Below are 24087 nucleotides of genomic sequence, written 5' to 3'. Positions count from 1 at the left end.
AACGGGATCGCTCCGCCGCTTCCGCACCGATAAGCACACTGGGATATCCACATGAAAGACACGCTTGTCCTCGCCTCTGCATCCGAAATCCGGTCACAGATGCTGCATGCGGCCGGGGTAGACCACCAACCGATTCCGGCGCGCGTCGACGAAGACGCGCTCAAGGCATCCATGGTGCAGGCGGACGCCATGCCGCGGGACATCGCCGATGCTTTGGCTGAGATGAAAGCCCGCAAGGTATCGCAAAAAGTCCCCGACGCTTTGGTTCTCGGGTGCGATCAGGTCCTCGCCCACGGCGGGTCCGTGTTGTCGAAACCGCAAAGCCCCGAGGAGGCGTGTGACCAACTCGCCCGGCTGCGGCGCGCAACACATCAACTACTCTCCGCCGCGGTTTTGTACGAAGACTCCGAGCCGGTCTGGCGCCATGTTGGCGTAGCGCGTCTGACCATGCGCGCCTTTTCCGATGCTTACCGAGATGATTATGTCGCCCGAAACTGGGAAAGCATCCGCTGGTCTGTCGGCTGTTACAAGATCGAAGAGGAAGGAATCAGGCTGTTCAGCAACATCACGGGCGACCACTTCACCGTGCAGGGTTTGCCGCTTCTTGAACTCTTGTCTTATCTGGCACTTCGCGGAACAGTGCAGTCATGACCGACACCCATATTCCCTTGGCCGGGGTGCTGGGCAACCCCGTCGCACATTCCAGATCTCCGCGCCTGTTCCACCACTGGCTCACGAGGTATGAACGTGCGGGCCATTATGTTCCCCTCCATGTTGCCGAGGCGGACCTCTGCCAGGTAATCCGCACGTTACCATCCATGGGATTTGCCGGCGTCAACGTCACGATCCCGCACAAGGAAGCCGTGCTCGACATTGCCGATCTGGTCACGGACCGTGCCGCGCTAATCGGAGCTGCGAACACGATCATATTCCGTCGCGATGGAAAAATTCACGCGGACAATACGGATGGCTACGGGTTCGTGGCAAACCTTCGACAAAAAGCGCCCGGCTGGAAGCCGGCCATCGGCCCGGCTGCTGTCCTCGGCGCGGGCGGTGCAGCGCGTGCTGTTCTTACATCGCTCATCGAGGCTGGCGTTACGGAAATCCTGCTCAGCAACCGGACGCGCGCGCGCGCTGATGCCTTGCGTTCCGAATTCGGCTCCCGGATCACCGTTGTGGAGTGGGTCCAGGCCGGAAACATGCTTGAGGACGCCACCACCGTCGTGAACACGAGCTCGCTCGGCATGACTGGACAACCGGACCTGCGCGTACCGCTCGACGGATTGCGGCGTGATGCCGTTGTGACTGACCTTGTTTATTCCCCCCTGCAAACCCGCCTTCTGCGAGAGGCGGAAGCGATGGGCTGCACGACCGTCGATGGCCTCGGCATGTTGCTGCACCAGGCTGTTCCTGGGTTCGAGCGTTGGTTCGGCGTCCGGCCGGTCGTCGATGATGAGACGCGCGCCGCGGTTCTGGGATGACATGCCTGGTCGGACTCACCGGTTCCATCGGCATGGGCAAGAGCACCACCGCCCGTATGTTCGCCGAGGAGGGCGTCCCTGTCTGGGACGCGGATGCCGCCGTCCATCGGCTCTATGCGCGCGGGGGCATGGCTGTTCCCGATATCGAGCGGGCCTTTCCCGACGCTGTTGTCGATGGGGCGGTCTCGCGCGACCGACTCAAGGCAATGCTTGAGGAGTCACCGGAAAACTACGCGCTGCTGGAATCCATCGTTCACCCCCTGGTGGCCGCCGACCGGCAGGCCTTCCTGGACCGACATTGCCAAGCCCAGATCCTTGTTTTCGATATCCCGCTTTTGTTCGAGACGGGCGCCGAGACCTGGCTTGACGTCACGCTCTGCGTTTCGGCCCCGGCCGATGTACAAAAGGCCCGTGTCCTGTCTCGCCCCGGCATGACCGAGGCCCAGTTCAACGATCTCGTGTCGCGCCAGATGCCCGATGCCGAGAAACGGGTGCGCGCCGACCACGTGATCGAAACGCTGACGCTTGACGACACCCGGGCGAAGGTCCGATCACTGCTGGCAAGGCTGAGAGGGGATCATGCGTGAAATCGTCCTTGATACAGAAACCACGGGCTTTGACCCCGAGCAGGGCGACCGCCTTGTCGAGATCGGTGCGATCGAACTCGTCAATCACATGCCGACCGGCCGAACGTATCACCAATACGTGAACCCGGGCCGGGACATGCCGCAATCCGCTTTCGAGGTGCACGGCATCGGGCCCGATCTTTTGGATCCGCCGCGCGGCGCCACCCCGGGCGAGGTCACGTTGCGCGACAAGCCGGTGTTCGCGTCCGTGGGGCAGGCGTTCCTCGATTTCATCGGGGATGCCAAGCTCGTCATCCACAATGCCGCCTTCGACATGAAGTTTCTCAACGCGGAACTGGGCTGGGCCAGTCTGGGGCAAATTTCCTGGGGCCAGGCCATCGACACGCTCGATATGGCCCGGCGAAAGTATCCCGGATCACCGGCCTCGCTCGATGCGCTCTGCCGACGTTTCAACATCGACAACACCGCCCGCACATTGCACGGGGCGCTTCTGGACAGTGAAATCCTGGCCGAGGTTTACCTCGAACTGATCGGGGGTCGGCAGCCGGGACTGGTTCTTTCCAATGCCGCGGCGGATCAGACGACGGTCGCGGACCAGACTTGGCGCCCGAAGCCCCGGCAACGACCCCTCCGGCCGCGTCTGACGCCCGCCGAAAAGGACGCCCACACCGCCTTTGTCGAAACGCTGGGTGCGGACGCCCTATGGAAAACACTGGGTGCCTGAGGATCAGGCGTCGGCCTGCTGCTGTTGCTGCTGGCGCTGGGCTATTTGCTGGCGGTAGAGCGCCAGGAAATCGATCTGTTCCAGGTTCAGCGGCGGGAACCCACCGTCGCGGGTCACGTCGCTGACGATCCGGCGCACGAAAGGGAAGGTCTGACGCGGGCACTCGATCAGAAGGAAGGGATGAAGCTGGTCATCCGGCACGCCCTCGACTTGGAAAATCCCGGCATACTCCAGTTCCAGCAGGAACAACGTGTTGTCCGTGCCCTGATTGGTCGAGGTCACCTTCATCTTGGTGATGACCTCGTACTGATTCTCGGTGCTGCGCTTGCGTCCGTCGAGACTGACCTCGACCTTGATCTCGGGCTTCACCTCGCCGTCGACACCGTTTTGCGCCATGACGTTCTCGAACGAAATGTCACGGGTATACTGTGCGAGGATCTTGTTCTTGATCTGCGGCGCTTGCTGCTGCGTGGCGGCGGTGCCGTCGGAAGCACCATTCTCGTTCTCGGCCATCGGGACGCTCCTGGTTCATGCGATTGCGCGCCTCGTAGCAGCCTACCGCACCGGCCTCAATGGCCAGAGGATCAGTGACGCGTCCATCCTGATCCGTCTTGGCGCGGCGGCTGCTCCGGCGGTATGTCCTCGAAATCGGCATCGACAACCCTGTCCTCAGGTGGTCGGCTGCCGGGGCGTGCGCCGTCCGCGGCTCCACCACGGCCCATCTGGAAGGAGTGCATCCGCACGCGTTTGCGTGCCCAGGTGAACAGCGTCTGACGGACACCCGGGATCAGCAGGGCAAAGCCCACGGCGTCGGTAAAGAAGCCCGGCGTCAGAAGCAGCGCTCCGGAAAACAGGATCATCGCGCCATGCGCTAGCGGCTCCGAGGGGTCGTCGAGATCGGCCATCGCGCGCCGCAGCCGGTCCATCGCCATGGCCCCCTGACTGCGGACCATGGCCGCCCCGAGGATCGCGGTGGCGACGACGATGAACAGCGTCCAGCCCAAGCCGATCAGCCCGCCCAGCTGAATGAACAGCGTGATCTCCAGCAGCGGAATCGCGACGAACAAAAGAAAAAGCGGCATTCAGATCCCCTCAGTGGCAGGTGTTGGCAGGTCCCGAGGTGGACTTGGACCTGTCTCGCCCTTACATAGGGTCGGCAGGCCAAGGTTGCTACATCCGCAAGAGAGAGATCCATGAATTCGCCCATTCTACAACTCCTGGTTCTCGCCGGGATCGCCATTTTCCTGATCCTCCGGTTGCGGAGTGTTCTGGGGACCCGTGAGGGTTTCGAGAAGCCGCCGGTCCCGCGCCAGCCCGACAACCAGCGCCAGGGCCCCGAGCTGGAGGTCATCGAGAGCGGGCCGGACCACGACATCATCGACAACGTCCCCGAAGACAGCGACGCCGCCAAGGCCCTCGCCAAGATGAAGCGGGTCGACAACAGTTTTTCGGTCAACGAGTTCCTGCAAGGCGCCCGCGGTGCTTATGAAATGATCCTCACGTCCTTTGAGCAGGGCGCCATGGAAGATATCAAGCCGTTCCTGTCCGAAGATGTCTATGATGCCTTCGCCGAAGTCGTGGAAACCCGGCGTGAACAAGAACTGGATATCGAGTTCACTTTCGTTGGCGTCTCCGAGCTTCGGCTGGTGGACGCCGATTTCGACGAGATGACGAATGAGGCGGAGCTGAGCGTGCGCTTTCTGGGCGAGATGACCTCGGTCGTCCGCGACAATGCCGGCGAAGTCATCGAGGGGTCGCCCAGCGATATCAAGCGTCAGCGTGATGTCTGGACCTTTGCCCGGAAGATGGGCACCTCGGACCCGAACTGGACGCTTGTCGCAACGGGCGGATGACCGGCAAAGCGAAAGGATGGCGTGTCGCCCCGGCTCTCCTTGCGCTTGGCCTTTCAGGCGGGCCCGTCATGGCTGATGAGACCTATACCTTGCTGGATTTTTCCGATCTGCGCGGCTGGACCGAGGATGATCATCAGGCGGGCCTTGACGTCTTCCTGATCACCTGCGCGGACATGCAAGCCGCGGATTGGGTCACTCTCTGCGATTTGGCCCGGCAGGGGCAGGAGGCGCGGGGTTTCTTCGAGACGCTCTTTGCCCCCGTGCTGATCGAGGATGGCCGGGATACCTTGTTCACCGGCTATTACGAACCCGAACTGCACGGCGCGCGACGTCGGGGCGGCCCTTATCAATATCCGCTTTACCGGAAGCCCGACGGGATCAACGAGCCCTGGCTGACCCGCCGCGAGATCGAGCAAGGCGCGGCGCTGGATGCCAAAGGGCTGGAAATCGCGTGGATTGACGATCCGGTGGACGTGTTCTTCCTACAGGTCCAGGGGTCGGGGCGCGTCCGGCTGGACGACGGCTCCGTGATCCGCGTCGGTTATGGCGGCACGAACGGACACGACTATTCCTCGGTCGGATCGGAGCTGGTGCGGCGCGGTGTCTATGAGACCCACCAGGTTTCGGCCGACGTGATCCGGTCCTGGGTCCGGCGCAATCCCGAAGCCGGCCGGGAATTGCTCTGGACCAACGACAGCTTTGTCTTCTTCCGCGAAATCGAGGACGTTCCTCCCGATCAGGGCCCCATCGGTGCCATGGGCAGGCCCGTCACACCGGGCCGCACCATCGCCGTTGACCCGGACATGGCTCCCCTCGGCAGCCCTGTCTGGATCGAGACGACAGGCGACGCCCCGCTGGCCCGGCTGATGGTCGCGCAAGATACCGGCTCGGCCATAAAGGGGGCGCAGCGAGCCGATATCTTCATCGGCACCGGCGACGCCGCGGGGCGGCGCGCCGGGCGTATCCGCGATGGCGGCCGGATGATCGTGCTGATGCCGATTCAACGTGCCCTGGCCCTGGCGCCCCGAACCGTGCAATGAAACGGCCACGCCATCTCTCACCCGAGGAGCGGGATCTCTGGGACCGGGTGGCGCGCACGGCCAAACCCCTGGAGGAGCGATCCGGTTCGCGCCTGACAGATCGGCCCCCTCCGGGTGGCAAATCGGAACCGGACACGACTACCCCGGTTTCCCCCTTCCGCGTCGGTGAAAAAATCGACCATTCCGGCGATCATGACCTTCTGCCGTCTCTAAGCGACCAGCTGGGCCAAGCCCCCTTGGCGATGGATCGCAAGACTCACGGCAAGCTCAAGCGCGGCAAGCTCCGGCCCGAGGCGCGCCTTGACCTGCACGGTATGACCCTCGCGCAGGCGCATCCCGAACTGATGTCCTTCATCCTGTCCTCGCAGGCGGCCGGGCGGCGTCTGGTGCTGGTCATCACCGGCAAGGGCAAGCACCGCGACACCGGCGATCCGATCCCGACCCGCTTGGGCGTTCTGCGCCACCAGGTCCCGCAATGGCTGCGGATGCCGCCCCTTGGCCCGGTTGTCCTGCAGGTCAGCGAGGCGCACGCCCGCCACGGCGGGTACGGGGCCTTCTACGTCTATCTACGCCGCCGAGGCTGAGGCGCGGACGCTTGCGATGCCGATCCCGGCGGCGGTGCAAGTCAGGACGAAATACCCGGCAATCCAGAGCATCTGCGCCTCGATCCCCACACCGGCCGTGATAAGGCTGCCGGTCAGCCCCGGCCCGATGGCCGAACCCAGCACCATGATTGCCGCACCCATCGCCTTGATCGCACCGATGTTGCGGGTGCCGTAAAACTCGGCCCAGAAGGCCGAGGTCAGCGGATTGTTCGCCCCCGCACCCACCGCCATCAGTGTCAGCCCCAGCGCCGCGCCCCAAGGTGTTTGCGCCAGGGCAAAGGCGACGAACCCCAGCGCCATGGGAAACTGGTACAGCGGCATCAGCCGCCGGGTGCCGACGCGGTCGATGATGAAACCCGTGCCGAAGGCCGCCGCGACGCTGACAATGGTGTAAAGCGGAAACAGGGCGACCAGTTCCAGGTGAGTCCAGCCCTTCGTTTCTGCATAATGCACCTGTTGGAAGAAAAACGCGGTATTGAAGGCCGGCGGCCCCAGCAGCGCCGGGATAATGAACCAGAACAGGCGGTGCCGAAGGACCTCCGCCCGGGACCAGTGCCGCGCCTCCAGCCCCAGCGACTGCGTGCTTTTCGAATCGTCCTGCGGCGTGCGTTCGAGCCGCAAGAGCCGTTGCAAGATCGGCAGCAGGAGAAGCGCGAAAACCGCGCAGCCGACCCAGATCAGCCGCCAGTCGAACCAGACCAGCAAGGCCACGATCAGGACAGGAAGCGCGGCCTCGGCCACCGAAAAGCCGAGGCTCGCGACCGATAGCGCCTTGCCGCGGCTGGCCACGAACCAGCGCGCCATGGCGACCTGGCCCATGTGGCTCATCATGCCCTGCCCGACGAAGCGCAGGAAAAAGATAGCCGGGATCAGCGTCCACCAGACGGGCGCGGCGGCCATGACCAAACAGGCCCCCGCCGTGCCGATCAGGATCATGGCCCCCAACGCGCGGATGCGGAAAACATCCGTCAGAGCCCCCGACCAGACCATGACAAGCGCGCTCGCCAGCGTCCCGACGGCGTAGATCTGCCCCCAGAGCGCATGGCTCAGGCCGAAGTCCGCCCGGATTTCCCCGGCGAACAGCGAGATGAAGAAGGTCTGCCCGAAGGCGGACCCGAAGGTCAGCAGGAACCCGGCGGACAGGAAGGCCGCATTTTGCTTGATGAAGTCTAACAGGCGCATGCGCCCCTGATGCGCCGATTTGCGCCGGATTGAAAGGCTCAGAGCACGTAGCGGCTCAGGTCGGCGGAGCGGCTGAGTTCGCCGAGGTGATCCTCGACGAAATCGGCATTCACGATGACCTCTTCGCCGGCCTTGTCCGGCGCGGTGAAGGACAGGTCCTCGAAGACGCGCTCCATCACCGTGTAGAGCCGCCGCGCGCCGATGTTCTCGACGCTCTCGTTCACCTCAGCGGCGATCCGGGCCAGCGCCGCGATGCCCTCCTCGGTGAAGGTCACGGTCACCTGTTCGGTGCCCATCAGGGCGGTATACTGCCGGGTCAGCGCATTGTCCGTCTCGGTCAGGATCCGGATGAAATCTCCCTCGGTCAGCGGGCGCAGTTCCACGCGGATCGGCAGCCGCCCCTGCAGTTCCGGCAACAGGTCCGAGGGCTTGGCGGTGTGGAACGCGCCGGAGGCGATGAACAGGATGTGGTCGGTCTTGACCGCCCCGTGCTTGGTGCTGACGGTCGTGCCCTCGATCAGCGGCAGCAGGTCGCGCTGCACGCCCTCGCGGCTGACATCCCCGCCGCGCGCATCGGCGTTGCGGCAGACCTTGTCGATCTCGTCCAGGAACACGATGCCGTTCTGTTCCACGCTCTCGACCGCCTGTTTCGTTACCAGCTCGTCGTCCAGCAGCTTGTCGGCCTCGTCGTTGATCAGAAGGTCATAGCTGTCGGCGACGGTGACGCGCTTCTTGACGGTACGTCCGCCGAAAGCCTTGCCGAAGATCGCGCCCAGGTCCGTGCCCGGGGCCATACCCGGCTGACCGGGCATCTCCATCCCGCCGAGCGGGTTGGAATTGTCCTGCAGCTCCAGCTCGATCACGGTGTCGTCCAACTCGCCCGCCTTGAGTTTCTTTCGAAACATCTCGCGCGTGGCCTCGCGCGCATCGTCCCCGGCGATGGCATTGATGACACGATCCTCGGCGGCCTGGTGGGCGCTGGATTTCACGTCCTCGCGCATGTAGTCGCGCGTTTGCGTGATCGACGCATCCACCAGATCGCGGATGATCTGTTCCACGTCGCGCCCGACATAGCCCACTTCGGTGAACTTTGTCGCCTCGACCTTGAGGAACGGCGCCCGGGCCAACTTGGCCAGGCGGCGGCTGATCTCGGTCTTGCCGACGCCGGTGGGCCCGATCATCAGGATGTTCTTGGGATAGACCTCGTCGCGCAGGTCGTCGCCAAGCTGCTTGCGCCGCCAGCGGTTGCGCAGGGCCACCGAGACCGCGCGCTTGGCGTCCTTCTGGCCGATAATGAAACGGTCAAGCTCCGATACGATCTCGCGGGGGGTCAGGTCGGTCATGGGTGTCCTTTGCAGGGTCGGATCAGGTCGAGGGTGGCAGCCTGTCATGCGGCAGAAACGGCATGGCGCGCAGCAACCGGGCGCGGATCGCCTCCCAGAAGGCGCCCAGCAACAGAAGGACGGCACCAAGTGCAACGATGGTCGTCGCGGCGCTGTCCTCGCCAAGCACGGTGAACGACAGGGTGACGACATAGCCGATCGCGGCGATCAGGAACGACCGTCGGTCGATCACGATGGCCACCAGCGCGAAGAAGGCCAGCACGATCAGTAAAAGCGGGGTCGATCCATCCGTTTCCAGAAGGCTCAGCGCCAGGGTGTTGACCAGCGCGGGCGCGGCGACGAGGTGCAGCCAGAAGCCGTTGGCGGACCGGCGGGTCACGCGGTGCGGGTCGCTCGTGTCGAACCACATCGCGGCGACGAAGACCAGCAGGCCAAGCGCCAGGGTGATCCAGGCGAAGGGGCCGCCCGCCGACAACAGGAACAGGTCGTCGAAACTCTCCGGTGATCCGGCCGACGTTGCCGCCAGCAGCATCGCCACCACGAACAGCCCCACCGCGATCATCGCCATGGCGAAGGGCACCCGAAACCGCAGCCAGAACAGCGCCAGCGCCAGGGTGGTCAGGACGACGGGCCAGGGCAGGCTCGAGAAATCCTCTTGCGCGACCATGAAGGGCTGCGCGAAGCCGCCGATAAACCCGGCACCGGCATTTCCCGCAAACAGGACCGACAGCGCGATGGCCGGGGCCACCATGCGACGGCGGCGGACGAAGTATTCCGACAGCAGCCACAGGACGACGGCCGCGACACCGGCCATGGTGATGACCTGCGTGCGGTAATTCACCACCTCGGTGGCCATGGTGACGGCATTCATACCGATCCAGCCCGCGGCCAGGATCAGCAGGCCGATCACGATGAAGATCTCGTTGAAGCCCTTGAACAGCTCGAAGGGCTCGTCCCCCGGCGACAGCCCCTCGCGCGCGCCGCGGCGGCTGTCGGCCAGTGCGGCCAGCGCGGCGGCTTGCCGTTCGGTCACGATCCCGGCGGCAACACCCGCGCGAAGGTCGTCGCGCTCGATCATCCTTCGGCGGTTTCCACTGTCAGGCTACCATTGGTATAAACACAGATATCCGCGGCGATCGCCATGGCCCGGCGGGCGATGTCCTCGGCCTCCATGTCGCTGTCCATCAGGGCGCGACCGGCGGCCAGCGCGTAGTTGCCGCCCGATCCGATGGCGGTGACGTCATGTTCGGGTTCCAGCACGTCGCCCGCGCCGGTGATGACGTAAAGATCCTTGCCGTCGCTGACGATCAGGAAGGCTTCGAGCTTTTGCAGGTACTTGTCAGTGCGCCAGTCCTTGGCCAGGTCCACCGCGGCGCGCTGCAACTGGCCGGGGGTGGACTCCAGTTTCTTTTCCAGCCGTTCGAGCAGGGTGAAGGCATCGGCTGTGGACCCGGCAAAGCCGCAGATCACCTCGTGCCCGCCCGGACTGATGCGGCGCACCTTGCGCGCCGTGCCCTTGATCACGGTCTGGCCCAGCGTGACCTGCCCGTCGCCCGCGATCACCACCTTGCCGCCCTTGCGCACCGCGACGATCGTTGTGCCGTGCCAGCCGGGAAAATCCTGTTGCGCCATGCAGTGTCCTTTCAGTCGCCACCCCGATATGGCTCCCGGGGCTGTGGGACTCAAGCCCGCAACGCAAAAGGGCGCCCAATGGGGCGCCCCTTGTCGGCCACGGGTGGCGCGGGATCAGATGCTTTCCTCGATCCAGCTCTGCAGGGCGGCCTTGGGCGCCGCGCCGGCCTTATTTGAAACCACCTGGCCATCCTTGAAGATGAACAGGGCGGGAATACCGCGCACGCCCATTTGGCCGGGCGACATCGGGTTCTGGTCCACGTCGACCTTGGCGACCTTGATCTTGCCGGCCATCTCCTCGGACAATTCCTCCAGCGCGGGGCCGATCTGTTTGCAGGGGCCGCACCATTCGGCCCAGAAGTCCACCACGACGGGGACATCGGACTGACGGACTTCGGCATCGAACGTATCGTCGGTGACAGCAACGGTAGCCATTGGGATCTCCTGGGCTTGAGAATATTTCAGGATTGAAAAGTATGGATGCCGGTGCGGGCCGTCAAGATGTGCCCACCTCGGCCAGGGCGCGTGTCAGCATCTCGTCGGGCAATGTCATCAGGGTGGCGGTTCGGGTCCACAGCAGCGCGGTGCGCACAGGCCTGTCGGGGTAGACCTGCACCAGTGCATCACGATAGGCCGCCATCTGCCGGCGCAGGCCCACGGGCACCTGCTCGACATGATCGGGGACCGCCCGGTTCGATTTCAAATCGACCGCCAGCACCTCGGTTTCGGTGACCAGCAGCCGGTCGATCGCGCCGTGAATGCGGCGGTAGGCGAGCGCGGGAAGCGTCGCGGTGATATCCACTTCCGCCAGGCCGTCCTCGAAAATCTCGGCGAGGTCAGGATCGGACAGCAGCGCCAGCACCTCGTCGATCAGCGCGGCGGCGTCCGGCACAAGGCCCCGGTCAGCGTGGCGCGCCACCAGTGTCTGTGCGAGCGGCGCACGGTCTGCCGGGGGCAGGGTTGGGAGGGTCTCGGACAGGGTATGAATGATCCGGCCGCGCGCCTTGGCGATGTCGTTTTCGTCCTCGTCGTCATCGCCGGGCAGGGCCTTGGCCCCGCCAAGGTCCGACGGCGCGAGCGTCGTCGCGGCCGGGTCGGGCGCGGCGACGGGGCTGTCGGGCACCGCAAGCGGCGCGGTGTCCGTGTCCTGTGGGCTGTCGGTCTTGAGGGGTGCGGCATTCCAGTTGCCCACCTCGAACCGGCGGATCGGCCCGGCGGTCGGGCTGTCCATCTCGACCGCGCCGAGGTGGTCCAGCCCGTCGCGCACCATGTGATACCAGTTCTCGCCCGCCTCGGTGATCTTGCCCGCCCCCGCCACGATCAGCCAGCTTTCCGCGCGGGTCAGCGCCACGTAGAGCAGCCGCCGGAATTCGCGCGACTCGGCGGCGATAGCCTGCGCGCGCATCTCGGCCACCTCGGGGGGGTCGGCGTCCTTGCGCGGCTTCCAGACCGGCACCGGGCCGGTGGTCAGGATTTCCTGCCGCGGGCCGGGGATGCGGTCGCTGGTGTCGGGCAACAAGACGATCGGCGCTTCCAGCCCCTTGGCCCCGTGCACCGTCATGACACGAATGCGGTCCCCGGCGGAATCCATCTGCCGCTTGATCTCGATGTCCTCGGCGTCGAACCAGGCAAGAAACCCCGTCAGGCTGGGCACGGCCGAACGCTCGTAAGCAAGGGACTGCGCCAAGAGCGCATCGATCCCGTCCTCGGCCTGCTGGCCCAGCCGCGCGATCATCCGTCGGCGGCTGTCATGGGCCAGCAGTATCCGGTTGATCAGGTCGTAGGGGCGCAGGAACTCCGCCCGATCGCGCAGGTCGTGCAGCACGGCGAGCGTGTCGGGGAAATCGGCCTCGCGCTGGCGCAGCGCCTCCCACAGGGACTGGCCGCGCGGCCGGCCCTGCGCGACTGCGTAAAGATCCGCCTCGCCCCAGCCGAAGATCGGTGACTTGAGCGTCTCGGCCAGAGAAAGGTCATCCTCGGGCAGGGCCAGGAACCGCAGACACGACAGGATGTCGCGCACGCCCAGGTCATCGCCCAGGCGCATCCGGTCCGCCCCTGCAATCGCCAACCCCGCGGCCTTGCAGGCGGCGATGATCTCGGTGAAAAGGCGGCTGCGCCGTCGCACGAGGATCAGAAAGTCCCCGGGCGTGATCGGCCGCCGGACCCAGGTGCCGTTATCACGCACGGTCAGGGTTTCTTCTCGGATCATGCGGCCGATCTCGGCGGCGATGCGGCGGGCAAGGGCGATCTCGTGATCGCTCGCGGCGGGATGGTCGGTGGGGTCGTCCCAGTCGGGCTGCGGCTGCTCGGCCTTTTCCAGCGCCGGCCAGAGATCCACGCGCCCGGGCTGGTCGGGGTGAAAGGGCAGGTGGGTCAAGCCGCTGTCCACCCCGTCGGCGGTGTCGCTGACGAAAACGCTGTCCACCAGCGACAGGATCGCCGCCGAGGACCGGAAGGAATACAATAGCTCGCGCGGGCGCAAATTCTGGCCGATATCGGCCAGAGCGGTGCCGAATTCTTCGCGCTTGGTGCCGAAATGCTCCGGGTCGGCCCCCTGGAAGGAATAGATCGACTGCTTGCGGTCACCCACGACGAAGATCGTGCGGTCCCTGTCGGCGCTGGCGCCCTGGCCGCTGGTGAATTCCTGGGTCAGCAGGTCGATGACCGCCCATTGCGCGGGCGAGGTATCCTGCGCCTCGTCCACGAGGATATGATCGACCCCGCCATCGAGCCGGAACAGCACCCATTGCGCCACCGCCGGATCGGTCAGCAGTGCGCGGGTCCTGTGGATAAGGTCGTCGAAATCCAGCACCCCGCGGCGCTGTTTTTCGGCGGTATAGCGTCGCACGAAGGCCCCGGCGAAGCGGTGCAGGATCATGGTCCTGTCGCGCGCGCCGCATTGCAGCCGCGCGGCGCGCGTGTCCTCGACCCGCTGCATCAGGTCGTTCAGCGCGTCGCAGAGCTCGGGATGGGCCGCGCGCGTCGGTTTGTTGGGAAAGGCATCGATCCTGGCCGTCTGCGCCTTGGCGCCCGACGCGTAGAGAAAAACGCTTTCCATGATGTCGAGGTCGGCCGGATCGAACATGTCACCGGGACTGATCTCGGCCAGGCGCACCGCAGCCTTGGCCTCGGTCGATGCGCCGTGTTTGAGTATCTCGACCGATCGGGCCAGAAGCGTCTTGTCGGCGCTGGTAAAGCGCGTTGCGATCAGATCGTCGACAGAAATATCGGCGGAAACCCCAAAGGCTGTACCGAATTTATCAGGGTCCGTTGAGGCTGGAAACGCATGGAACTGACCCGTGATTTCCTTGAGCAGCTTGGCGATCTCGGCGCCGGTGAACTGCCGTGCCAGAGCATCGACCAGCGGCGTGTCGTGGTCCTCGGCCATGGCCTCGAGGATGTCGTTGCGCAGCAGATCGGTCTCGTGGTCCTCCATCTCTCGGAACTGGGGGCTGACCCCGGCCTCCAGCGGGAAACGGCGCAGAATGCCCGCGCAGAAGGAATGGATCGTCTGTATCTTCAGGCCGCCCGGGGTCTCGATGGCCGCCGCGAAGAGCCGCCGCGCGCGCCCCAGATAGTCCGCGTCGATCCGCTCCGCGATGCCAAGCCGCGTCAGGGCGTCGCGCAACTCGCCTCCGGGCATCATGGCCCATGCGCCCAGCCGTCGGAACAGCCTGTTCTGCATCTCCGAGGCCGCGGCCTTGGTGTAGGTCAGGCACAGGATGTTCTGCGGATCGGTGCCCGCCAGAAGAAGCCGCGCCACCCGGTCGGTCAGAACGCGGGTCTTGCCCGACCCGGCATTGGCCGCCAGCCAGGTCGAGGCATGGGGATCGGCCGCGTCGACCTGCGCGCGCGTCGCCTCGTCCATGGTCATGGCAGGTCCTGCGGGGTGGCGTCATGCGTCTCGTCCCACTCGCCATAGCGCGCGAGGTGGTCGTAGGTGCCCGCCTCGCCGGCCGCCATGTTCGAGCGGCGCGCGGTATAGCCGAGGTCGTCGGCGGCCCAGCGCCGCATCAGCGTGGTGAAGCGCGCCCAGACGTCGCCATCGTTGGCATCGAGCAGGGCGGGCACGGATTTCACATCCGACGACAGTTGCAGGTATTCCGCCCCGGCGACCGGGGCGGGCCCGAGGGCCTCGAATCCGCCGCGTTCGACCATCGCGGACTCGAGGATCAACTGCTTGTCGTAAAGCTCCTGTGCCTTTTTCGACGGCGCCGCACCCGACTTGTAGTCATAGATCCAGACCGCGCCATCGCTCGTCAGGTCCAGCCGGTCGGCCTTGGCCGTCAGCGTGAAATCGACATCGTCGAGCGTAACCCTGCCTGTCTTTTCCAGTGCGCCGGGTTCGGCCCGGTCTTGCCGCGCGACTTCATCCGCCAGGAAGGCGCGGGCGAAGCGGTCCACCCGGGCCAGCCAGAGCCGCTGTACCGACGGCCAGGGGCAGTCGCGGGCCAGCACGTTCTCGGCGACCTCCAGCAACAGGCGGCGCGCCGCCGGATCAGCCGGATCGGGGCACCGTGGCAGGAAAGCCTCGAGGATGTCGTGTATGATATTGCCGCGCAGGGCCGCATCGGGGGATTTGACCAAGGGATCGAGCGGGTTCAGGCTCAGAATGTGCCGGGCATAAATGGCGTAGGGATCGCGGATCAGGGTCTTGATCTGGGTGACGGACAGCTGCCAGGGCCGCGCCGCGACCGGGGGTCGCGGCGAGGGGCGCGCCGCCGGGGCGACCCCATCGGCGGGTGTTTCGAGCGCGGCCGCGGCCCGCAGCAGGGCCTCGCCGCGGGCGCGCATGGCGGCGATGGCCTCGGGGCCGCCGGTGTCGGTCAGCCCGCCAAGGAGGTTCAACAGCCGGTTGACCCAGCGGCTTGCCACCGTTTCGGCCTCGGTGTCGCGGATGGCCCGGCTGACCACGACCTCGGGCGCGGTGATGGCGATCTGGAAGTCATGCGCCGACAGTCCGATGCGGCGTTCGGGGGCGAGCAGTCCGGCTTGGCGCCGCATCGTGCGGTTGAGCCAGGGGTCGGGCGCCGGGGGTTCGGGCCAGGTGCCCTCGTTCAGACCACCCAGGATGACCACGTCGGCGCTCTGGACCCGGGCCTCCAGCGTCCCCCAGATCAGGACTCTCGGGTGGCTTGTTTCTCGGTCGCGGACTTCGCCACCTGACAGATATTGCCCGATCAGGGCCTCGTAATCCGTTGCGGTCATCGGCCCCGCGACAGGGGCATGGTCGGCCAGGTCGGTCATCATGCGCAGGGCCTCGCGCCCGGCGGCCTTTTGCCAAAGCTCACCCGTCCCGGCCCCTTCGGCGCCGGCGGCAAGCCCCTCGGTCAGCGCGCGATGGCGCGTCACCCAGTCGCTCAGTGGGCGGCTTTCATTCGACCAAAGCGCGGGCAGGTTTTTGGCAAGCCAGTCCGCCCAGCGGTGGCGATCGGGGTCGTGGGTCTCGCCCGTATCGGCCCAGGCCCGCAGCGTGTCACCCGTCGGGAAGGCCGGACCGTAGCGCCGCAGATGCAGTTCCAGCGCGGTCGTGCAAAGCCCGTGGCGGCCCCGCGCGCCCGAATGGCACAGCGGATGCTTGAGCAGCGTCAAGAGCGCCTCCGGCGTCAGCCGCCGCGCCAGCACGCCGGCGGTATGGCGCAGAAAGCGCCCGGGCGGGGTCAGGTGCAGCGGCGTTCCGGCGCTGTCATCCGGCAGGATGCCCCACCGCTCCATGGCTGAGGTGACCTGCCGCGCGAGGACCCGGTCAGGGGTGACAAGCGCGACGGTGCGGTCCTCGGCGGCCACCTGGCGCATCCGCAGGGCGATGGCCGCGGCTTCGGTACGCTGGCTGGGGGCCTCCAGCAGGGTGAGGCCGGCCGTAGCGGCCGCGAGGTCTGGCAGGGCGGGCCCGTCGGTGATCCACTGGTCGGTGACCGGCGCGGGGCGCAACGCCAGCGAGACCATTGCGCATCGGCCGGCCTCGGGCGCATCCGTGTCGATCCAGCGCGGAATATCGGCCGGGTGTATCCCCAGCATTTCGCCAAGCGCCTTGAAGCGAAATTGCGGATGGTCCTCGCCGCCGGCCTCGGCGGTCATTCGGTCCCAGACCGACCGGGGCATGTCCCGATCGACACCGGGCAGAACGACATATCCCCGGGGCAACCCGGCCACGGCCCGAATCAGTTCTGCGGTTGTTCCGCGCGACCCTGTCGATCCGGCCACAATGACCGGATGCTCGGGCGGGGCCTCCTGCCAGCGCTGGCCCAGCCGTTCAACCACCAGCCGTTGCCGGGCCTCGGGGTCGGGGTCCGGGTTGGTTTGCTCGAAATAATGCCGGACCAGGGTCATGAACCGCAGGGCCCGGTGCCAGTGGCCCGATTCGTCCGCGATATCCAGGTTTTCGATCCGCGCGGGGTCGATACCCTCGCCGTGCATCTCGGAAAAGAGCGCGGCCAGGCTCTCGGCCAGGGCGAAGCGGCTTTCGCGCGGGGCAAGCGTCGGGTCCTGTTCGAGAAGTTTGCCGACAAGGTTCGTCAGGTCGAGCTGGCGGCGCAGCGGGGAAACCGGCGGCGGCAGGTCGTTAAAGCTCGGATCCTGCCCTAGGTCCGTAATCAGCCTCAGCCTCGGCAAGAGGCGGGCCGGTCCGCTGTCGAAAAGCGTGCGGAGTCGACGCTGGGTGCGGCGCGTGTTCACCAAGATCTCGATCCGGGCAAAGTCCTCTGGCGCGAGGTGGCCTAACCGCTGGTCCAGCCCGTCCAGGAAGCAGCGACCGAAGTCGCATCCGGTCGGGATGGCGAAAAGCCTTGAGTCACGCATGTAGCACCTCTCGCGGCGGATGACGCCACCGGTGTAGAGCGTCATCGGAAACGGGACAATCCGGCCCGAGGGGCCATGCCCGCTTCACGGGGCGCTTGCGAGGGCACCGGCCAGCCGGTCGGCCCAAGCCGGGGTGAGGGACAGCCGGGCGCTGTGGCCGTCGGGCGTGGCCGCCAGGTGAATTTGCAGCGCGTCACCGGGCATGTCGGGGCCCAACCTGTCGGGCCATTCGACCAGGCATATCGCCGTCTCGAAAGCATCGATCAGGCCCAGCTCCAGCGCCTCCTCGGCATCGCCCAGGCGATAGAGATCGCTGTGCCATATGTCACCGGCCGGCGCGGGGTAGGTCTGCACAAGGGTGTAGGTCGGTGAGGGCACTTCGGTGTCCGCGCCGCAGAGTGCGCGGATGATGCTGCGGGCGAGGGCGGACTTGCCCGCGCCGATCTCGCCCCAAAGCAACAGCTTATCACCGGGTCGAAACAGCGGCGCGAGCGCCTTGCCGAGGCGATCGGTCTCGGCCTCGGAGCGAAGGAACAGGCAATGGTCGGTCGCGGTCATTCGGCCAGACTATGGGTCTGGCAGCCGGCGACAACCCTTATCCGGTCCGCGCAACCGGTGCCTGCGCGGCCGCGTCAACCGGCGTGAACCGGATCAGCCGATGCCCCGTCGAAAGCGTGGAACAGTCCAGCGTGAAATGGCGGCCGTCCTGCATCGTGAAGGTCTCTTCACGCGGAGCGGACGACGTCCCGAGCTCGTGCCAGAGTGGTGAGGGCGCGGTCTTTTCACGCCATACCGCGAGTTCGTCCGAGAACGAACAGGCCCGAAGGCCCAGATGCCCCTCGCTGCCCCAAAGCCGGCGATAGGCCCGGTTCGACATGACCATCTCGCCGTTGGCGCCGAAGGCCACGGCGGCCTCTTCCATGGAATCGAGGATTTCCTGTCCCATCTCGATCTGGGCTCGAAACCGGCGGGTAAGGGACAGTTCCTCGGAGATGTCCTCGAACAGGAAGGCCAGCGCACCGTCCGGATGCGGGCGGCCGGTGACGCGATAGGTCTGGCCGTTCGGCAGGTCCCAGATCTCCTGGTAGCGGTCGTCCGCGGCTGCAGCCTCGATCGCCTCGACCTCGGTCCGCCAGGCAGCATAGTCCTTGGGTTCGGGAACCATCCGGGCCTCGCGCAGGCGGTCGAGGAACGGGCCGATCTGCGGGCGCGAGATCAGGAAGTCTGTCGGCAGCCCGAGCAGATCCAGCAGCGCCGGGTTGAACAGTTTCAGGCGCCGATCCCTGTCGAAAATCGCGAGGCCGACGGAAAGCTGCGCAAAGGTCTTGGTCAGGGTCTGGACGAACTTCTGCTGGTCTTCCCGTGCCTCGATAACTTCGGTGATGTCCACGGCATAGTGCATCGTGCCAAGATCGCGGCGCACGCTGGTGATCTCGTAGCACCGGGGGGCAAGATGGCCGGCCGAGGACACCCATTTCTGCTCGACCACCGGCCCAGCGACGTCGGGACGGGCCAGATCGTGAAACAGGTCGTGCGGCGGCCAGGGCAGAGGGTCGTCGCCTGTGGGCGGAGAGGCACGCTCGACCAGGTCCAGATAGGCGCGGTTGGCCCAGGCCAACTCACCCGCCGGACTGCATTGCCAGATCAGTTGAGGGGCAGTGTCGCCGATGCTCCGCAACAGGGTCAGTTCCTGTTCCATCGCCGCGACGATCAGGCGTTCGGCCGGGTCAACGCCATCCGCCTCGCAAGTCATTTCCAGCCGCACGATTCCGTCAAGATAGGTGGCGTCCACCACCGTGTCGGAATTGTCGGCGGCGGGAATCGTCTTGCGGCCCAGATCGGCGAGGTCGGCGCATTGGGCCCGCAGGTCGGGAAAGCGCGGGCCCAGTGCCGACACGAGCCTGTCCCAGTCCGTTTCGCCGTCGCGGGCCTGTTGCAAGAGCTTGCGTGCCTCGGGCGTGGCATCCACCAGCACATGATCGTCGAAGACCAGCGCGGTGCTGCCGCGGCTGTCAGTCAGCAGACGCCGCGCGGCAAGGGCCCGGGCGGAATTCACCCGCGTCCACCAGAGAAACAGCAGCGTCGCCGCAGTGAGGCCGAGCCCGGCGGCCAGCAACGCTTGGGCAGTTTCGGGCAGGATCATGGCGCACTCCTCTGGCAGGTGTCGGCCCAAAGGTCGGTGCGATTGGTTAATTCGCGGTTAAGTTGTGCGACCGGTCAGGCGAGCCGTTCGTTTTCTCCCAGCGGTCGGGTCGTCCCCTGTGCCGTGCCGATGGCATCGGTGGGCCAAGTGACACTCACCACGGCCCCGCCGGACCGGTTGGCCAGCGCCCGGGCGCCGCCATTGGCGAAGGTCAGGCTGGCGCCCGACCGCTCCAGCAGTGTCTTGGCGATGAAAAGCCCAAGGCCCATGCCCTCGTAACCCGGGCGGCGGTCGTCCAGAAGCTGCCAGCGCCGCCGCCGCATAAAGGGGTCGCCGATCCGGCCCAGTACCGACGAGGAAAACCCCTGCCCGTCGTCGATGATCCGCACGCCGAGGGTCTGCTCGGACCAGCTCAGTTCGATCCGCACGGTCGAGGCACTGAAATCCACCGCGTTCTGAACAAGGTTGCGGATGCCGTGAATGATCTCGGGCTGACGGCGGACGACGGGTTGCCGAGATGGGTCCGAGTCGTTCGCGATCCGGATTTCTACGGTCTTTCCGCGCCCGGTGTGCGGTTCGGCCGCCTCGCGGATCACGGTCTCGAACGGGGCGGTTTGGAGGTGCTTGTCATCCTTGCCGGCCCGGCCCATCGAGCGCAGGATGTCGCGGCAGCGATCCGCCTGGTCACGGATGAGGACCGCGTCGTCGCGCAGCTCCGACCCCTCGTCAAGCTCATCGATCAACTCGCTGCTGACCAGCTTGATCGTGGCCAGCGGCGTGCCAAGCTCGTGCGCTGCAGCCGCGACAACGCCGCCGAGGTCGGTCAGTTTCTGTTCGCGCGCCAGCGCCATCTGGGTCGCGGCCAGCGCTTCGCTCATCGACATGATCTCTTGCGTGACCTGCCGCGCATAGAGCCCGATGAATACGATCCCGGTGACAAGGGCAACCCAGAACCCGAAGACGAAGAGCTGCGGCAGCTCGAGCGGAAAGCCCGTGGCCGTCAGCAATGGCACGTGCCATTGGGTCAGCGCGCTGATGATACCGATCGCGACCACCCCCAACAGGATCGTGCTGCGCGCCGGCAGGACATTGGCGGCGATCGTCACCGGCGCGAGGATAAGCAGAGAAAAGGGATTGCTCAGACCGCCGCTCAGATAGAGCAGCACACCCAGTTGCAGCAGGTCGAACCCCATCATCATCACGCCTTCGTCCTCGTTCAGGCGGCGGTTCTCGGGAAAGAGGAAGGTCGACAGGATATTGGCCAGCACGGCGGTGCCGATGGTCATGGCGATCAAGCCCGTCTCCAGCCGCAGGTTGAAGATATACAGCGCGACAAGCACCGCTGCCGTCTGCCCGGTTACGGCGACCCAGCGCAGGATCACCAGGGTCCTGAGCCGCACCCAGTTGCTGCGCTGGTGGGTGGCGAAAGTTTCCGCGTCGGGCTGCGCCATTGTGCCACGATGTCCCTGTGCAGGTTGATGGTGGATAACGGATGCCTAAATACTGATAAATCAAGTGCAGAGTAAAAGATCATGCAGAAAACGATTCTTGCTGGTTCGGCAGCGGTCGCCGCCGCCGCGGGCCTCCTTGGTGCCTATCTGGTCTATTCCGACGAACCGTTCGCACAGGATGATCAGTTCGCCCAGTGCCGCGAGACCACAGTCGGAGGCGCAGATATCGGCGGGCCCTTCGAGCTGGTCGACGAGGAAGGGCGCACCGTCACGGAAGACGACGTGATAACCGGCCCGACGCTGCTCTATTTCGGCTACACTTTCTGCCCCGATATCTGCCCGACAGATAACATGCGAAACGCCATGGCGGTTGAGACTCTCGACGAACGCGGCCTTCACGTAAAGCCGGTCTTCGTCTCGATCGACCCCGAGCGCGACACGCCCGAGCGGCTGGCGGATTTCACCGATGCATTTCACGAGCGGATGCTGGGCCTTACGGGCACGCCCGAGCAGGTTCGCGCGGCGTCGCAGGCCTATAAGACCTACTTCCAGAAGGAAGACACCGAGGATGACTATTACCTCGTGGATCATACCACGATGTCTTACCTAGTGTTGCCCGACGCGGGTTTCGTCGAGTTCTATCGCCGCGACGCCACACCCGATGAGATGGCCGACAGCATCGCCTGTTTTGCCGACGCGGCGACAGGCTAGAGTTTTAACCAGCGCATGCTAGGTTGTGGCACATGAAATAGATTTCACCGGAGACCGCAATCATGGACCCAGCGCAGATCGGCGACGACCCGTCACTCCTGATCGTGGATGACGACGAGGCATTCCTCAGGCGCCTTGCCAAGGCGATGGAGAAGCGCGGCTTTTCCGTGGAAACAGCCGAGAGCGTTGCCGGGGGCACCGCCATCGCCAAGGCCCGCCCGCCGGCCTATGCCGTCGTCGACCTCCGGCTGGAAGACGGCAACGGGCTGGACGTGGTCGAGCTTCTGCGCGAGCAGCGCCCCGACAGCCGCATCGTGGTTCTCACCGGCTACGGGGCCATTGCCACCGCCGTTGCCGCGGTCAAGATGGGGGCGACCGATTACATGTCCAAACCGGCCGACGCCCGGGATGTGACCAACGCCCTGCTGTCCACCTCGGACGAATTGCCGCCGCCGCCCGACAACCCCATGAGCGCGGATCGTGTGCGCTGGGAACATATCCAGCGGGTCTACGAACTCTGCGATCGCAACGTCAGTGAAACCGCCCGGCGGCTCAACATGCACCGCCGCACGCTGCAACGCATCCTCGCCAAGCGCAGCCCGCACTGACTATACGGCCCTTGCCTGCCGCGTGATCCAGCGCACGAAGGACTCGCGCGGGGCCGAGATGATGCCCGGCCGCGTCAGGACGTGATACGCGACTTCGCTGTCCGTTTCCCGGAACAGGGCCCGCAGCCGCCCGGCCCTCACCTCGTCTTCGACCAGCGGCGCGGGAAGGATCGCAACCCCCAGCCCGGCGCGCGCCGCTTCCCTTGACAGCTGCGCCGTGGCGAAGATCTTGATCTTCTCCTGTTCCGGTTCGATGCCATGGGTCGCCACCCAGAGCCGCTCTTCCGAGGTCTGACCATCCATCAGCCAGGTCACGCCCCGCAACTGCGACAGCTCCGCCACGGCATCTCCCGGCACGTGGCCCGGCGCGGCCACCGCGACGTGGCCCGCCGGGATCAGCGCCAGTGACTCGACCCCTGTCCAGCCGCCGCGCCCGTACCGGATCGCCACGTCAATCCCGTCGGCGCGCAGGTCCACCAGGCCGACACCGGGGATGATCTCGACGTCCAGATCGGGATGCTCGGCCCAGAACCCGCCGATCCGCGGCATCAGCCAGTTGGCCGCGAAGGACGGGGTGACGGCAATGCGCAGCGGCCGTTGCGCCGCCTTGTCCAGCAGGTCGTCCGTGGCCGACCCGATCAGCCCGAAGGCCTCGGCCAGCGCCATGGCCAGGCGATGCCCGTCGGCCGTGGTCACCATGCTGCGGCCCTGCCGCTGCATCAGGAGCGTGTCGAAATGTGTCTCCAGCGCGCGCACGTGTTGGGCCACGGCGGCATGGGTCACGTTCAGGTCCCGCGCGGCGGCGGAAAAACTGCCCAGCCGCGCCGATGCCTCGAAGGCCCGCAATGCCGTGAGTGAGGGAACGTCACGCCAGTCCATATGAAATATCAACTAACATCTGAAAAATGTTCCTGACTTTCCAAGAGCGCTATTCGCTCATATATCAGGCTTACCAGGTCAGCGAAAGGAGTGCCACATGTTCAATATTCTTGCAGAAAGCCTGTTCACCGCGAGCCGCCGGACCGTCGGCCACAAGCCGCGCCCCGCCGAAAAGCGGATCTTTGGCCCGGGCGGCCGCACGACGGCACCGACAGCGATCCACCGCACGGCCCCGAGCAGCGGAAATCGCTGAAGCGCGGCGCGCGGGCCGCCGGTCTCCGTGGCGGTCCGCGCACTCAGAGGTGCGACATCAACGCGGCATGCCGGGCGGTGAAATCGGCACGAACGCGGGTCGGTGGTCGCAGGCGGATCGCGAACGTGTCGGCCAACGCCGGATCGATCCGCCCGAAATGGGTGGTCGCCTCCCGCTGCGAGAACCCGGCGATCCGCGTGGCTTCCAGCCAGGCGCTGATCCGGTCGGCCTTCTTGATTTTCTTCTTCACGGTCGCCGGCAAAACGGCCGGAAGCCCGAACCGGATGTGGATCGCGGCTTGCAACCGCGCGTCCAGATCGCCGTAGCCCTGCCCGATCGCCGCCTTGACCGGCGATATCATGTCGCCGATCACGTATTCCGGGGCATCGTGCAGCAGCGCGGCCAAGTGCCATTTCACCGGGGCCCGCGGGTCCAACCGGCCGAATATCTCTTCCACCAAAAGGGAATGCTCGGCCACCGAATAGGCGAAGTCGCCCTCGGTCTGGCCATTCCAGCGCGCAACGAAGGCCAGCCCGTGGGCGATGTCCTCGATCTCTATATCCATCGGCGTCGGGTCGAGCAGGTCGAGCCTGCGACCTGAAAGCATGCGTTGCCAGGCGCGCGGTTGTCTCAAGGCCACCTCCGGAGTATGTCGAACACTTGCCCGCGTCGCCGCGGTTTTGCAAGACGGCCGCGCGGTCCGCGTTGCCGATCCCGCGGCCCAGTGCTAAAGGCCCTGTAAAGCATACCAGCAGGGAGCACCGCCATGGCCGCGGATTATATCGTGAAGGACATTT

24 protein-coding genes are annotated in these 24087 nt (G+C 65.8%); 10 read left to right on the top strand and 14 right to left on the bottom strand.

Features of this window, described 5'->3' with window-relative positions:
* Nucleotides 1-51 precede the first annotated feature (51 nt).
* The 4 genes from BU124_RS01615 to dnaQ are packed head-to-tail and all read left to right on the top strand — an operon-like array spanning nt 52 to nt 2792.
* On the top strand, nt 52-651 hold the full coding sequence (locus BU124_RS01615) for a Maf family protein (RefSeq protein WP_084860709.1): 600 nt from the start codon (nt 52-54) through the stop codon (nt 649-651).
* Nucleotides 648-1481: a shikimate dehydrogenase gene (locus BU124_RS01610; RefSeq protein WP_084860708.1), complete on the top strand. Its 834-nt coding sequence runs from the start codon at nt 648-650 to the stop codon at nt 1479-1481. Before BU124_RS01615 ends, BU124_RS01610 begins: the two co-directional genes overlap by 4 nt.
* Nucleotides 1478-2068, top strand: coding sequence for a dephospho-CoA kinase (gene coaE, locus BU124_RS01605; protein WP_084860707.1), 591 nt, complete (start codon nt 1478-1480; stop codon nt 2066-2068). The genes BU124_RS01610 and coaE overlap by 4 nt, the downstream gene beginning before the upstream one ends.
* Entirely contained in the window at nt 2061-2792 is a 732-nt protein-coding gene (dnaQ, locus tag BU124_RS01600) for a DNA polymerase III subunit epsilon (RefSeq protein WP_084860706.1), read from the top strand. Before coaE ends, dnaQ begins: the two co-directional genes overlap by 8 nt.
* 3 nt (nt 2793-2795) lie before the next feature.
* On the opposite strand, the gene secB is transcribed toward dnaQ, so the two are convergent.
* Nucleotides 2796-3305, bottom strand: coding sequence for a protein-export chaperone SecB (gene secB / locus BU124_RS01595; protein ID WP_084860705.1), 510 nt, complete (start codon nt 3303-3305; stop codon nt 2796-2798).
* A gap of 71 nt (nt 3306-3376) precedes the next feature.
* On the bottom strand, nt 3377-3874 hold the full coding sequence (locus BU124_RS01590) for an FxsA family protein (RefSeq protein ID WP_084860704.1): 498 nt from the start codon (nt 3872-3874) through the stop codon (nt 3377-3379).
* 111 nt (nt 3875-3985) lie between these two features.
* Here BU124_RS01590 and BU124_RS01585 point away from each other — a divergent pair, with 111 nt between their 5' ends.
* The 3 genes from BU124_RS01585 (at nt 3986) to BU124_RS01575 (ending at nt 6269) form a co-directional block, all read left to right on the top strand.
* Nucleotides 3986-4645 carry a Tim44/TimA family putative adaptor protein gene (locus tag BU124_RS01585; RefSeq protein ID WP_084860703.1) on the top strand — a complete coding sequence of 220 codons (660 nt, stop codon included), beginning with the start codon at nt 3986-3988 and terminating at the stop codon, nt 4643-4645.
* A 68-nt stretch (nt 4646-4713) separates the two neighbouring features.
* Nucleotides 4714-5685, top strand: a complete 972-nt coding sequence (gene mltA / locus BU124_RS01580) for a murein transglycosylase A (protein WP_143529846.1) — start codon at nt 4714-4716, stop codon at nt 5683-5685.
* Nucleotides 5682-6269 (top strand): Smr/MutS family protein, encoded by a 588-nt coding sequence (locus BU124_RS01575; protein WP_084860701.1) that lies wholly within the window; start codon nt 5682-5684, stop codon nt 6267-6269. The genes mltA and BU124_RS01575 overlap by 4 nt, the downstream gene beginning before the upstream one ends.
* Here the strand turns inward: BU124_RS01575 and BU124_RS01570 are convergent.
* From BU124_RS01570 to regB, 10 genes are all read right to left on the bottom strand, one after another.
* On the bottom strand, nt 6252-7472 hold the full coding sequence (locus BU124_RS01570) for an MFS transporter (protein WP_084860700.1): 1221 nt from the start codon (nt 7470-7472) through the stop codon (nt 6252-6254). The two genes, BU124_RS01575 and BU124_RS01570, sit on opposite strands and share 18 nt — an antisense overlap.
* A 38-nt stretch (nt 7473-7510) precedes the next feature.
* Nucleotides 7511-8815, bottom strand: coding sequence for an ATP-dependent protease ATPase subunit HslU (hslU, locus tag BU124_RS01565; RefSeq protein ID WP_084860699.1), 1305 nt, complete (start codon nt 8813-8815; stop codon nt 7511-7513).
* A 22-nt stretch (nt 8816-8837) separates the two neighbouring features.
* Nucleotides 8838-9893, bottom strand: a complete 1056-nt coding sequence (locus BU124_RS01560; RefSeq protein WP_084860698.1) for a hypothetical protein — start codon at nt 9891-9893, stop codon at nt 8838-8840.
* The gene (gene hslV, locus BU124_RS01555; RefSeq protein ID WP_084860697.1) at nt 9890-10447 is read right to left on the bottom strand and encodes an ATP-dependent protease subunit HslV; all 558 of its coding nucleotides are present in this window, start codon (nt 10445-10447) and stop codon (nt 9890-9892) included. Before hslV ends, BU124_RS01560 begins: the two co-directional genes overlap by 4 nt.
* A 114-nt stretch (nt 10448-10561) precedes the next feature.
* Nucleotides 10562-10882, bottom strand: a complete 321-nt coding sequence (gene trxA, locus BU124_RS01550; protein WP_084860696.1) for a thioredoxin — start codon at nt 10880-10882, stop codon at nt 10562-10564.
* 61 nt (nt 10883-10943) lie between these two features.
* The gene (gene addA, locus BU124_RS01545) at nt 10944-14321 is read right to left on the bottom strand and encodes a double-strand break repair helicase AddA (protein WP_084860695.1); all 3378 of its coding nucleotides are present in this window, start codon (nt 14319-14321) and stop codon (nt 10944-10946) included.
* A complete protein-coding gene (gene addB / locus BU124_RS01540; protein ID WP_245831582.1) occupies nt 14318-17290 on the bottom strand; it encodes a double-strand break repair protein AddB in 2973 nt (990 codons plus the stop codon). The genes addA and addB overlap by 4 nt, the downstream gene beginning before the upstream one ends.
* 39 nt (nt 17291-17329) lie before the next feature.
* Complete coding sequence (gene tsaE / locus BU124_RS01535) at nt 17330-17803, bottom strand: tRNA (adenosine(37)-N6)-threonylcarbamoyltransferase complex ATPase subunit type 1 TsaE (RefSeq protein ID WP_084860694.1); 474 nt, start codon at nt 17801-17803, stop codon at nt 17330-17332.
* Between the two features lie 37 nt (nt 17804-17840).
* Entirely contained in the window at nt 17841-19388 is a 1548-nt protein-coding gene (locus BU124_RS01530) for a PAS-domain containing protein (RefSeq protein ID WP_084860693.1), read from the bottom strand.
* 74 nt (nt 19389-19462) lie between these two features.
* The gene (gene regB, locus BU124_RS01525; RefSeq protein ID WP_084860692.1) at nt 19463-20839 is read right to left on the bottom strand and encodes a sensor histidine kinase RegB; all 1377 of its coding nucleotides are present in this window, start codon (nt 20837-20839) and stop codon (nt 19463-19465) included.
* Nucleotides 20840-20920: 81 nt separating this feature from the next.
* Here regB and BU124_RS01520 point away from each other — a divergent pair, with 81 nt between their 5' ends.
* Together BU124_RS01520 and BU124_RS01515 are read left to right on the top strand one after the other, a co-directional pair.
* Nucleotides 20921-21550 (top strand): SCO family protein, encoded by a 630-nt coding sequence (locus tag BU124_RS01520; RefSeq protein ID WP_084860691.1) that lies wholly within the window; start codon nt 20921-20923, stop codon nt 21548-21550.
* Nucleotides 21551-21612: 62 nt separating this feature from the next.
* Nucleotides 21613-22158, top strand: a complete 546-nt coding sequence (locus tag BU124_RS01515) for an ActR/PrrA/RegA family redox response regulator transcription factor (protein ID WP_084860690.1) — start codon at nt 21613-21615, stop codon at nt 22156-22158.
* Here BU124_RS01515 and BU124_RS01510 read toward each other — a convergent pair whose 3' ends face one another.
* Nucleotides 22159-23037, bottom strand: coding sequence for a LysR family transcriptional regulator (locus tag BU124_RS01510; RefSeq protein ID WP_084860689.1), 879 nt, complete (start codon nt 23035-23037; stop codon nt 22159-22161).
* 97 nt (nt 23038-23134) lie between these two features.
* Here BU124_RS01510 and BU124_RS14700 point away from each other — a divergent pair, with 97 nt between their 5' ends.
* A complete protein-coding gene (locus BU124_RS14700) occupies nt 23135-23290 on the top strand; it encodes a hypothetical protein (RefSeq protein ID WP_179141839.1) in 156 nt (51 codons plus the stop codon).
* A 43-nt stretch (nt 23291-23333) separates the two neighbouring features.
* Here BU124_RS14700 and BU124_RS01505 read toward each other — a convergent pair whose 3' ends face one another.
* Complete coding sequence (locus BU124_RS01505; RefSeq protein ID WP_084860688.1) at nt 23334-23897, bottom strand: HD domain-containing protein; 564 nt, start codon at nt 23895-23897, stop codon at nt 23334-23336.
* Between the last annotated feature and the right edge of the window lie 190 nt (nt 23898-24087).

It is taken from the genome of Salibaculum halophilum (assembly GCF_002094885.1).
GTDB lineage: Bacteria > Pseudomonadota > Alphaproteobacteria > Rhodobacterales > Rhodobacteraceae > Salibaculum > Salibaculum halophilum.
The sequence above is the reverse complement of the archived record's forward strand: the minus strand, read 5'-3'. Positions and strand labels throughout refer to the sequence as shown.